This is a genomic window from Cellulosimicrobium cellulans (assembly GCF_001722485.1).
GTDB classification, from domain to species: domain Bacteria; phylum Actinomycetota; class Actinomycetes; order Actinomycetales; family Cellulomonadaceae; genus Cellulosimicrobium; species Cellulosimicrobium cellulans_A.
In genome coordinates this window covers 1-10,753 of record NZ_LWGL01000112.1, presented here as the reverse complement: position 1 = coordinate 10,753, position 10,753 = coordinate 1, and the positions used below count along the sequence as shown (strand labels likewise).

14 protein-coding genes are annotated in these 10,753 nt (G+C 75.4%); 6 read left to right on the top strand and 8 right to left on the bottom strand.

Going from position 1 to position 10,753, the window contains the following annotated elements:
- The coding region (gene infC, locus JZ5iCDA_RS12270) for a translation initiation factor IF-3 (RefSeq protein WP_253182072.1) at positions 1 to 655 on the bottom strand (655 nt) is incomplete at its 3' end.
- A 477-nt stretch (positions 656 to 1,132) separates the two neighbouring features.
- On the opposite strand from infC, the gene JZ5iCDA_RS12265 reads away from it, so the two are divergent.
- The 6 genes from JZ5iCDA_RS12265 to JZ5iCDA_RS12240 all read left to right on the top strand — a co-directional run bounded on the left by JZ5iCDA_RS12265 (position 1,133) and on the right by JZ5iCDA_RS12240 (position 5,707).
- Positions 1,133 to 1,603 (top strand): Fur family transcriptional regulator, encoded by a 471-nt coding sequence (locus tag JZ5iCDA_RS12265; protein WP_083259967.1) that lies wholly within the window; start codon positions 1,133 to 1,135, stop codon positions 1,601 to 1,603.
- 119 nt (positions 1,604 to 1,722) lie between these two features.
- The gene (locus JZ5iCDA_RS12260; RefSeq protein WP_069387431.1) at positions 1,723 to 3,237 is read left to right on the top strand and encodes a catalase; all 1,515 of its coding nucleotides are present in this window, start codon (positions 1,723 to 1,725) and stop codon (positions 3,235 to 3,237) included.
- 121 nt (positions 3,238 to 3,358) lie between these two features.
- Positions 3,359 to 3,721, top strand: a complete 363-nt coding sequence (locus JZ5iCDA_RS12255) for a DUF1844 domain-containing protein (RefSeq protein ID WP_069387435.1) — start codon at positions 3,359 to 3,361, stop codon at positions 3,719 to 3,721.
- Between the two features lie 167 nt (positions 3,722 to 3,888).
- Positions 3,889 to 4,383, top strand: coding sequence for a hypothetical protein (locus JZ5iCDA_RS12250; RefSeq protein WP_069387430.1), 495 nt, complete (start codon positions 3,889 to 3,891; stop codon positions 4,381 to 4,383).
- A complete protein-coding gene (locus JZ5iCDA_RS12245; RefSeq protein ID WP_069387429.1) occupies positions 4,380 to 5,171 on the top strand; it encodes a S1C family serine protease in 792 nt (263 codons plus the stop codon). Before JZ5iCDA_RS12250 ends, JZ5iCDA_RS12245 begins: the two co-directional genes overlap by 4 nt.
- Before the next feature lie 59 nt (positions 5,172 to 5,230).
- On the top strand, positions 5,231 to 5,707 hold the full coding sequence (locus tag JZ5iCDA_RS12240; RefSeq protein WP_139123094.1) for a hypothetical protein: 477 nt from the start codon (positions 5,231 to 5,233) through the stop codon (positions 5,705 to 5,707).
- Here the strand turns inward: JZ5iCDA_RS12240 and JZ5iCDA_RS12235 are convergent.
- From JZ5iCDA_RS12235 to JZ5iCDA_RS12205, 7 genes are all read right to left on the bottom strand, one after another.
- Positions 5,704 to 6,453 (bottom strand): SseB family protein, encoded by a 750-nt coding sequence (locus JZ5iCDA_RS12235; RefSeq protein ID WP_069387427.1) that lies wholly within the window; start codon positions 6,451 to 6,453, stop codon positions 5,704 to 5,706. The two genes, JZ5iCDA_RS12240 and JZ5iCDA_RS12235, sit on opposite strands and share 4 nt — an antisense overlap.
- On the bottom strand, positions 6,450 to 7,181 hold the full coding sequence (priA, locus tag JZ5iCDA_RS12230; RefSeq protein WP_069387434.1) for a bifunctional 1-(5-phosphoribosyl)-5-((5-phosphoribosylamino)methylideneamino)imidazole-4-carboxamide isomerase/phosphoribosylanthranilate isomerase PriA: 732 nt from the start codon (positions 7,179 to 7,181) through the stop codon (positions 6,450 to 6,452). The genes JZ5iCDA_RS12235 and priA overlap by 4 nt, the downstream gene beginning before the upstream one ends.
- Before the next feature lie 97 nt (positions 7,182 to 7,278).
- Positions 7,279 to 8,001, bottom strand: coding sequence for an imidazole glycerol phosphate synthase subunit HisH (gene hisH / locus JZ5iCDA_RS12225; RefSeq protein WP_139123092.1), 723 nt, complete (start codon positions 7,999 to 8,001; stop codon positions 7,279 to 7,281).
- Complete coding sequence (locus tag JZ5iCDA_RS12220) at positions 7,998 to 8,540, bottom strand: hypothetical protein (RefSeq protein ID WP_366246667.1); 543 nt, start codon at positions 8,538 to 8,540, stop codon at positions 7,998 to 8,000. Before JZ5iCDA_RS12220 ends, hisH begins: the two co-directional genes overlap by 4 nt.
- Complete coding sequence (gene hisB, locus JZ5iCDA_RS12215) at positions 8,537 to 9,136, bottom strand: imidazoleglycerol-phosphate dehydratase HisB (RefSeq protein WP_069387426.1); 600 nt, start codon at positions 9,134 to 9,136, stop codon at positions 8,537 to 8,539. Before hisB ends, JZ5iCDA_RS12220 begins: the two co-directional genes overlap by 4 nt.
- Positions 9,133 to 10,296 (bottom strand): histidinol-phosphate transaminase, encoded by a 1,164-nt coding sequence (locus tag JZ5iCDA_RS12210; protein WP_069387425.1) that lies wholly within the window; start codon positions 10,294 to 10,296, stop codon positions 9,133 to 9,135. The genes hisB and JZ5iCDA_RS12210 overlap by 4 nt, the downstream gene beginning before the upstream one ends.
- A gap of 61 nt (positions 10,297 to 10,357) precedes the next feature.
- Positions 10,358 to 10,753 (bottom strand): Rieske (2Fe-2S) protein (locus JZ5iCDA_RS12205; protein WP_069387424.1); only part of this gene is annotated, 396 nt, incomplete at its 5' end.

Here is a 10,753-nt window from a genome sequence, read left to right as displayed (position 1 = left end):
GTGCCGCCTCGGCCTCGGGAGCCGCCGCGGGGGCGGGGGCCGCCTCGGCCGCCGGAGCCGCCGCGGTGGGCTCGACCTGCTCCGTCGCGTCGTCCGCGGGCGCCTCGGCAGCCTTGGCCGCGGCCCGCTGCGCGGACTTCGTCAGGCGCGGCTCGGCCTCCTCGGCACGCTTGCGCTGCTCGCTCTTGGCGTCGGCCTTCTTCTTCACGGGGCCGAGCACCATCGTCATGTTGCGCCCGTCCTGCTTGGGCATCGACTCGACGAAACCGAGCTCCGCGACGTCCTCCGCGAGGCGCTGGAGGAGGCGCACACCCATCTCGGGGCGCGACTGCTCGCGGCCGCGGAACATGATCATGACCTTGACCTTGTCGCCCGCGGCGAGGAAGCGCTCGACGTGGCCCTTCTTCGTGCCGTAGTCGTGCGGGTCGATCTTCAGGCGGAACCGGATCTCCTTGAGGACCGTGTTCGCCTGGTTGCGCCGCGCCTCGCGCGCCTTCATGTCGGACTCGTACTTGAACTTGCCGAAGTCCATGAGCTTGGCGACGGGCGGGCGTGCGTCCGGGGCGACCTCGACGAGGTCGAGGTCGGCGTCCTGGGCAAGGCTCAGGGCAACCTCGGTGCGGACGACGCCGACCTGCTCCCCGCCGGGACCGATGAGTCGGACCTCGGGGACGCGGATCCGATCGTTGATGCGAGGCTCGCTGATGTGATGCTCCTAGGAAGTCGTCGGTGGACCGCCCGGGACGAGGAAGGCCCCCGACCCTGAGCGCAGGGCGGAGGCCATCGATCCGGTCGTCGTCGCGTGCGGCGACGACCGTGCCTGGACGAGGTGCCGCGAGGCACCGCCGTCCGGACCAGGACCCGGCCTCTGTCGCGACGTGCGTCGACGGTCGAGACCCGGGTGGGATGGGATCCACTTGCGCACCTGCGCGATCCTCCGGGCTCCGGTCGACCCCGTGGGGCCGCGCCGGACCGCCGGTCGTCTCGCGCAGGTCGGTCAGCCATCAAGGATAGCAGAGACACCGGGTGGCGCCCGTGCGGCGACGGGCACCCTCGGCCTGCGTCCGCTCCGCCACGCGCTGGAGCGCCTCCATCATTGGAATCGTTCCAGAGAACGGGTAGGGTGGCGGTCATGACGACGGAGCCCTCCCCGTCCTCCCCCGCGCCGTCCGGCGCCGGGAAGCCCGCGGGACGCACGCAGCACGAGGCCGAGCTGCGCGAGCACGGCCTGCGCGTGACCGCGGCCCGCCTCGCGGTGCTCGACGCCGTCGGCACCCGCCAGCACGCGGACGCCGACGCGGTGCTGCAGAGCGTGCGCACGGCGCTCGGCTCCGTGTCCGTCCAGGCGGTGTACGACGTCCTGCACACCCTGACGGACCACGGCCTGCTGCGGCGGATCGAGCCCGCGGGCCACCCCGCCCGCTACGAGCGCCGGCTCGGCGACAACCACCACCACGTCGTGTGCCGCCGCTGCGGCGCCGTCGCGGACGTCGACTGCGCCGTCGGCCAGGCGCCGTGCCTCGTGCCGAGCGACACCTCGGGGTTCCGCGTCGACACCGCCGAGGTGACCTTCTGGGGCCTGTGCCCCGACTGCGCGGACTGACCGCCGCCCCTCCGACCTTCCCGCACGCGTCGTCGCGCCCCCGCGACGTCCGTTTCCTCACGAAGACCCGCTACGGCCCGACGGGACCCGCCCCGGGCCACATGGACTAAGGAGCACGCATGACCGCACCGTTCACCACGACCAACGCCGGCGCGCCGGTCGCCTCGGACGCGCACTCGCAGTCCGTCGGGGCCGACGGGCCGATCGTCCTGCACGACCACTACCTCGTCGAGAAGCTCGCGCAGTTCAACCGCGAGCGCGTCCCGGAGCGCGTCGTGCACGCCAAGGGCGGCGGCGCGTTCGGGACGTTCACCGTGACGAACGACGTGAGCGCCTACACGCGCGCCGCGGTCTTCCAGCCCGGCACGACGACCGAGATGCTCGCGCGCTTCTCGTCCGTCGCGGGCGAGCAGGGCTCCCCCGACACCTGGCGCGACCCGCGCGGCTTCGCGCTGAAGTTCTACACGAGCGAGGGCAACTACGACCTCGTCGGCAACAACACCCCGGTGTTCTTCCTGCGCGACGGCATCAAGTTCCCCGACTTCATCCGCTCGCAGAAGCGCCTGCCGGGCTCGAACCTGCGCGACAACGACATGCAGTGGGACTTCTGGACGCTCTCCCCCGAGTCGGCGCACCAGGTCACGTGGCTCATGGGCGACCGCGGCCTGCCGTCGTCGTGGCGCCACATGGACGGCTTCGGCTCGCACACCTACCAGTGGATCAACGCCGCGGGCGAGCGCTTCTGGGTCAAGTACCACTTCAAGACCCAGCAGGGCATCGACAACCTGACGAACGACGAGGCGTCGCAGCTCGCCGGGTCGGACTCCGACCACCACATCCGCGACCTGTACGAGCACGTCGAGGCCGGCGACTTCCCGCGCTGGACGCTCTCGGTCCAGGTCATGCCGTACGAGGACGCCAAGACGTACCGCTTCAACCCGTTCGACCTCACGAAGGTGTGGCCGCACGCGGACTACCCGCTGGTCGAGGTCGGCGTGATGGAGCTCAACCGCAACCCGGAGAACTACTTCGCGGAGATCGAGCAGGCGACGTTCGCGCCGAGCAACTTCGTGCCCGGCATCGCGGCGAGCCCCGACAAGATGCTCCTCGCGCGTATCTTCTCCTACGCCGACGCGCACCGGTACCGCGTGGGCACCAACCACGCGCAGCTCCCGGTCAACGCGCCGCGCGGCGCGGCCGAGGGCGGGCACTCGTACTCGAAGGACGGCGCGATGCGCTACTCCTTCTCCTCGGCCACGACGCCGGTGTACGCGCCCAACAGCGTCGGCGGCGCGCACGCCGACCCGGCGCGCGCGGCGGAGTCCACGGGCTGGGAGGCGGACGGCGAGCTCACGCGCTCGGCCGCGACGCTCCACGCCGAGGACGACGACTTCGGCCAGGCCGGCACGCTGTACCGCGAGGTCTTCGACGGCCCGGCGCGTGCCCGGTTCCTCGAGACGATCACGGGCCACGTCGGCGGGGTGAAGAGCGCCGACATCCGTGAGCGCGCGATCCAGTACTGGACGAACGTCGACGCGGAGCTCGGCGCGGCGCTGCGCGTCGCGCTCGAGGCCGAGGGCGCGCCCGTCGAGACGGGTCAGCCCGCCACGGCGACCGAGCCCGTCCGCGTCTGACGCACGACCGGTGACGGCCGCCGCCCCGCTCGGGGCGGCGGCCGTCGTCGTCCCGGCGCACCGGCGGCAGGCCGCGGGGCGGGGGCGAGCACCGGGCGGTGCGGATGGGAAGATGGTGCGCATGACTACCGAGAACGTCCCCGCCCAGGACGCGACCGCGGACGCCGTGCGCGACATCGCCGACGTCGCCGCCGTCGAGGTCATCACGTCCGCCGCCGTCCACCTCATGAGCGCGGCGGCCGTCAAGTGCGGGCTCGCGGAGGACGCCGAGGCGCAGGGGCACCTCGACCTCGACGAGGCGCGCAAGCTCATCAACGCGCTCGCGGCGCTCGTCACGGCCAGCGCCCCCGACATCGGCAACCAGCACGCGCGCTCGCTCCGCGACGGCCTGCGGTCCCTGCAGCTCGCGTTCCGCGAGGCCTCGGTCTACCCCGACGCCCCCGGTGAGGGGCCGGGCGAGAAGTACACGGGCGCCGTCAGTTGAGCGTCCCGCCGGCACCCGAGAGCGTCCCGCGCGGCAGCGTGCCGCCGTCCTTCGCGCCGGCGTCGGCCGCCCCGGGCGGCGAGGCCGTCCCCGCACCGCCGGACGACCGACCGGGCGTCTCCCCCACCTCGTCCCCCGACCGCGCGCCGCGACGTCGCCGCGGGCCCGTGGTCGCCGTCGTGGTGCTCGCCGTGCTGCTCGCCGCCGCCCTCGGCGTCGGCGCGTACCTGTGGGTGACCACGGCGCGGTGGCAGGAGTCGAGCGCCGAGTGGGAGACGACGTCGCGCGCGCTCGGCGAGGACGTCGCCCGCCTCCAGGCGGAGCTGGACGGCGCGAACGCCGAGCTGGAGTCGGCGCGCGGGCAGCTCGCGACCGCCCAGCAGCGGATCACGGACCTCGCGAACGAGAAGGCCCAGCTCGGCGACGAGAACGAGGCCTCGCAGCAGTACCTGGACTACCAGAGCCGCGTCTCCGACGCCGCCGGCACCGTCGCCGCCGCGCTCGGCCAGTGCACCACGGCCCAGGCGCAGCTCATCGGGTACCTGGGCGACCGCGACGCGTACGACCCCGCGGACCTCGAGCGCTTCTCCGCGCAGGTGGACGAGCTGTGCCAGGCCGCGACGGACGCGAACGCCCAGCTGCAGCAGGAGCTCGCCGGATGACCGCAGGCACCACGGACACCACGGGCACCACGCGTGGAGCGACCCGCCGCGCACGCCGGGACCCCGTGCGCGCCGCTCTCGTGGGCATCGCGGCCGCGTCGCTCGCGGCGGGCTGCGGCGTCCTGCCCCCGCTGCCCGAGCCGGTCCCCGACGACGTCGTCCCCTCGTTCGCGGCACCGGCCGAGCCGGCCGGGTCGGAGAACCTGTCCCCCGACGGCTCCGACGCCGTGAGCCGGATGGCGGTGCGCATCCGCAACGTCGGCTGCGAGGGGCTGTCGACGGGCTCGGGCTTCGCGCTCGACGCGCGCACGCTCGTGACGAACAAGCACGTCGTCGACTCCTCGCGCTCGCTGCAGCTGCTCACGTACGACGGCCGAGACATCGCGGCGCAGACGGCGAGCACCGCGGCCCTCGCCGACCTCGCCGTGGTGCGCACGGCGGAGGACCTGCCCTCCTCCCCGACGCTCGCCGAGCAGGACCCGGCCCCGGGCGACGCCGTGACGGTCGTCGGGTACCCCGAGGGCGGCCGGCTGACCGTGACGAAGGGGTCGGTCATCGGCACGACGACCGACCCGCTGCACGAGAACCTGGGCGAGGTCCTCGTGACCGACGCGCCCGTCGAGCCGGGCAGCTCGGGGTCCGCCGCTCTCGACGACGCCGGGCGGGTGATCGGCGTCGTCTACGCCAAGACCTCGACGGACAAGAGCCTGCTCGTGCCGGTGAGCACGCTGCGCGACCTCCTCGCCGACGAGGCGTCGTTCACGCCCGTGCCGGCCTGCGAGGGCTGAGGGGCGAGCGCGCGCGGACCCTCGCGCGCGCGGCCCGCCCGGGTCTACCCTCGGGTCGCATGACGAATCAGGCGAACCCCGGCGGCGTGCCCGCCGTCGACCCGGCGCACATCACCCAGGCGGCGCGCGACACGCTGAGCGTGCGCAGAGTCTTCGGCGACGCCTACGAGCGCGACGGCGCGCTCGTGATCCCCGTCGCGACCGTCTGGGGCGGGACCGGCTCGGGCTGGGGCTCCGGCTCCGGGGACCTCTCGGGAGCGGGCGCCCCGGGGCGGCGCTCCCGTCGCGGCGGCCCGGTGGAGACCGAGCCGACGGCACCGGCCCAGGGCGGCGACGCGGGTGGCGAGGGCTCGGGCGGCGGCGGGGGCTTCGGCGTCCGCGTCAAGGGCACGGGCGTGTTCGTCGTCGACGGCACCGGGGCGCACTGGCACCCCGCGCTCGACCTCAACCGGGTGATCCTCGGCGGGCAGGTCCTCGCCGCGGTCGCGACGGTCGCCGTGGCGGTCGCGTGGACGGTGGGACGCCGCCGGCGCTAGTCCGCGCGGCCGACGCGCAGCTCGAGCCCGTCGACGCGCTCGGACACGACCTCGTCGGTGGCGAGCGCGCCGTTGACCTGGGCGAGCACGGCGTCGAGCCCCGCGCGGTCCAGCCCGGCGTCGATGCGCAGGACGACCGCGACCTCGGCCCGGCGACCGGGCTCCGCCCACGCGCGCGCCACGTGCGGCACCCCCGCGACGGCGGTCTCGACCGCCGCCATGACCTCGGGGTCCACCACGCCGTCGACGACGGCCGGCCGCCACGGCTTGCCCTGGGCGAGCGCCCACACGGCCGGGCGGGGCACGAGCGCGGTCACGGGCCCGGCGGGGTCGACGACGAGCAACGACCAGTCCTCGCTCACGGCGGACAGGCCGGCGCGCCGGGCGTCGACCGGCACCGGGCGGGCGTCGGGCCGCCACGCCGCCATGGACGCCACCGAGGTGAACACCGGGAGCGCCCGACGCCCGTCCGGCGCCTGGAGCGCGACGACGCCGGCCGACGCCTCCTTGTCGACGGCGTGCCCGTGCTCGCCCTGCTCCGCGCGGCCGAGCTCGGCGAGGATCGGCACGAGCACGCGGCAGTGCGCGAGGCGCTCGACGACGTCCGCGAGCGGCACGCGCCCGGCCTGGTACCCGGCGAGCGCAGCGGCGAGCTCCGGGTCGGCCGACCCGTCGTCGCCCGAGAAGCCGGACGACGGCGGCAGCGCCTTGCCCGTGCCCCCGACCGCGTGCTCGTCGGCCGTCACGGCCGGCCCGCGACGTCGAGCGCCTGCGGGAGCGTGAACGCCCCGGCGTAGAGCGCCTTGCCGACGATCGCGCCCTCGACCCCCGCGGGCACCAGGCCGCGCAGCGCCTCGAGGTCGGCGAGGCTCGAGATCCCGCCCGAGGCGACGACCGGCGCGTCCGTGCGGGACGCGACGTCGCGCAGGAGGTCGAGGTTCGGGCCGCGCAGCGTCCCGTCCTTCGTCACGTCGGTGACGACGTAGCGGGCGCAGCCCGCGGCCTCGAGCCGGTCGAGCACCTCCCACAGGTCGCCGCCCTCCTGCGTCCAGCCGCGGGCGGCGAGCGTCGTGCCGCGCACGTCGAGGCCCACGGCGATCTGGTCGCCGTGCTCGGCGATGACCTTCGCCGTCCACTCGGGGTTTTCCAGCGCGGCCGTCCCGAGGTTGACGCGGCGCGCGCCCGTGGCGAGCGCGCGCTCGAGCGACGCGTCGTCGCGGATGCCGCCCGACAGCTCGACCTGCACGTCGAGACGGCCGACGACGTCGGCCAGCAGCTCCGCGTTCGACCCGCGCCCGAACGCCGCGTCGAGGTCGACGAGGTGGATCCACTCGGCGCCGCCGGACTGCCAGTCGAGCGCGGCGGCGAGCGGGTCGCCGTACGAGGTCTCCGAGCCGGCCTCGCCCTGGACGAGGCGGACGGCCTGGCCGTCGGCGACGTCGACGGCGGGGAGCAGCACGAGGCGGTCGGTCACGAGGATCTCCATCGGTCGTGGCGCGGGACGTCCGCGCCGGGTGGTGTGCGGGGGCCGGGCCCGTCGGCGCGTGCGCCGGGACCCGTGCCCGGGAGGGTCAGAGCGAGCGGACCCAGTTCTCGAGGAGGGCCGCGCCCGCGTCGCCCGACTTCTCCGGGTGGAACTGGGTCGCCGACAGCGGCCCGTTCTCGACGGCGGCGACGAACCGGCCACCGTGCTCCGACCACGTGACGAGCGGACGGCGGATCGGCGAGTCCGCGGGCAGGTCGTCGCCGAGCGTGAAGGTGCGCGCGGCGTACGAGTGGACGAAGTAGAAGCGCTCGTGCTCGATGCCGCGGAACAGCACGCTGCCCTCGGGCACGTCGACGGTGTCCCAGCCCATGTGCGGGACGATCTCGGCCTCGAGCCGGTCCACCAGGCCGGGCCACTCCCCCAGCCCCTCGGTGAGCGTGCCGTGCTCGTCGCCCTGCTCGAACATCACCTGCATCCCGACGCAGATGCCGAGCACGGGACGCCCGCCGGCGAGCCGGCGGCCGACGACCTCGTGGCCGCGCACGGACCGCAGGCCCTCCATCACGGCCGCGAAGGCGCCGACGCCCGGCACGACGAGCCCGTCGGCCTCCTGGGCGCGGGACCGGTCGGCGGTCAGCTCGACGTCCGCGCCCACGCGCTCGAGCGCGCGCACGGCGGAGCGGACGTTGCCGAACCCGTAGTCGAGCACCACGACGGACGGCCGGCGCGACCCCGTGCCGGCGGTCGCGTCGGGCGCCGGGGCGGCCGCGTCCCTGCTCGCCGTGCTCTCGGTGCTCTCCGTGCTCACTGCTTGCGCGCCCGTCGGCCGGCCGCGGTGAGCAGGCGCATCGCCTTCCACCGGGAGATGGACGTGCTGGCCACGACGCCGTCGAGGTCCGCGAGGGTGGTCGCGCCGGTGAGCAGGTCCTCGAGCGCCTCGGGCGCCCCGCCGAGCACGAGGCCCGGGGCGAGGGTGTCCTCGGCGGCGCCGTCGCTCCAGCGCGTCATGCTCAGCTGCTCCCCGCGGCGCTCCACGAGGATCAGCGGGACGCCCTTGACGAGGGTCGTGAGCGCGGCCGCGGCGTGCGCGGGCGCGTCGCCGGACGGGTCCCGCAGCACCGCGACGGCGCCCACGTCGGTCGCGACGACGTCGGCCTCCACCTGCGCGAGCGAGCACGCCGCGGCGAGCGGCTCCGCGCCGGCGATCTGCGTGACGAGCGCGACGAGGTCGGGGGCGGAGCCGCCGGTGAGCGACGACAGGTCGTCGGGGATCTCGATCCCGTCGAGGCCGTCCGTGCCGCCGGGGAGGTCGTCGCCCGGGGTGGTGGCGTTCGGGTCCTGGATCACAGCGCTCCCTTGGTGGACGGGATGCCCTCGACGCGCGGGTCCGGCGCGACCGCCGCGCGCAGCGCGCGGGCGAGGGCCTTGAACTGGGCTTCCACGACGTGGTGGGGGTCGCGGCCCGCGAGGACGCGCACGTGCAGGCAGATGCCCGCGTGGTGCGCGATCGACTCGAGCACGTGGCGCGTGAGCGAGCCCGTGAAGTGGCCGCCGATGAGGTGGTACTCCTGCCCCGCCGGCTCGCCCGAGTGCACGAGGTACGGGCGCCCGGAGACGTCGACGACCGCGAGCGCGAGCGCCTCGTCGAGGGGCACCGTCGCGTCGCCGAACCGGGAGATGCCGCGCTTGTCGCCGAGCGCGACGCGCAGCGCCTCGCCGATCGCGATCGCGACGTCCTCGACCGTGTGGTGGGCGTCGACGTGCGTGTCCCCCGTCGCCTCGACCGTGAGGTCGATGAGCGAGTGCTTGCCCAGGGCCGTGAGCATGTGGTCGTAGAACGGGACCGTCGTCGAGATCTCGGTCCGTCCGGTGCCGTCGAGGTCGAGCTCGACGACGACGCTCGACTCGGACGTCGCGCGCTCGATGCGCGCGGTGCGCTTCACAGTCCTGCCACCTCCACGAGGGCGTCGCGGAACGCCCTCATCTCGTCGCGGGTGCCGATCGACACCCGCAGCCATCCGTCCGGGCCAGTCTCCCGGATGAGCACGCCGCGCTCCAACAGGCCCGCCCAGACCGCGTGCCGGTCCGCGAACGTGCCGAACAGCACGAAGTTCGCGTCCGACTCCGCGACGTCGAGCGCACGGCCGTCGGGGTGGCGCAGCGACCGCAGCCAGGCCACCGTCGCGTCACGCTCGGCGCGCAGCTCCTCGACCTGCGCGAGCAGCTCGCCGGCGTGGGAAAGCGCGGCCCGCGCGACGGCCTGCGTCACGGCCGACAGGTGGTACGGCAGGCGCACGACGCGCAGCGCGTCGACGACGGCCGGCGACGCCGCGAGGTAGCCGACGCGCGCGCCGGCGAGCGCGAACGCCTTGGACATCGTGCGCGCGACGGCGAGGTTCGGGTACCGCTCGAGCAGCTCGAGCGCGGACGGCGTGCCCGCGCGCCGGAACTCGCCGTACGCCTCGTCGACGACGACCACCGCGGGGGCGCTGCCGCCGCCGCCCGTCGGCACGGCCACCGCGAGCGCCGCCTCGCACACGGCCTCGACGGTCGCGGCGGGCAGCGCCGTCCCGGTGGGGTTGTTCGGGCTCGCGAGCAGGACCACCGACGGCTGCTCGCGCGCGATCACCTCGCGCGCGTGGTCGGGGTCGAGCGCGAAGTCCTCGGCGCGCCGGCCGACGACCCAGCGCGTGTGCGTGTCGCGCGCGTACTCGGGGTACATCGAGTACGTCGGCGCGAACGACACCGCGGTGCGGCCCGGGCCGCCGAAGGCCTGCAGCACGTGGAGCATGACCTCGTTCGAGCCGTTGGCGGCCCACAGCTGCGCCGCGTCGAGGCGCACGCCGGACTCGGTGCCGAGGTACGCCGCGAGGTCGGCCCGCAGGGCGAGGAAGTCGCGGTCCGGGTACCGGTTCAGCCCCGTCGCGGCCTCGCGCACCGCCTCGGCGACCGTCGCGACGACCGCCGGGCTCGGCCCGTACGGGTTCTCGTTGACGTTGAGCAGCACGGGCACGTCGAGCTGCGGCGCGCCGTACGGCTCGATGCCGGCGAGCTCGGGGCGCAGCGGCAGACCGGTGCCGCCGGCGACGGTGGGTGGGGTCACCCCGACAGTCTACGAACGCTCGGCGCGCCCGCCGTCGTGACGTCCGGCACGCGGGCACGGCTCACGCCGACGTGACCTGCCCCGCGTCGACCGTCACGGGCACCTCGGCCAGCGGTGAGGGGGCGGGGCCGCCCAGCACCGCGCCCGTGGCGAGGTCGTACCGCGACGCGTGGCACGGGCACACGAGCTCGCCGTCGCCGGGGGCGACCGTGCACGCCTGGTGCGTGCAGACCGCGCTGAAGGCGGCGAACGTCCCCTCCTGCGGCTGGGTGACGAGGAGCTGGGCGCCGTCCACGGTGACACCCACGGCCCCGCCGACCGGGACGTCGTCGGTCCGCGCGAGGACCTCGCCCGCCGCGACGCCGGAGCCACCGTCCGTCCCGGAGCGCGTCCCGCCGTCGCCGCCTTCTGCGCCGCCGCGCGCGCCCGACGGCGGGCTGCCGCCGCACGCGGCGAG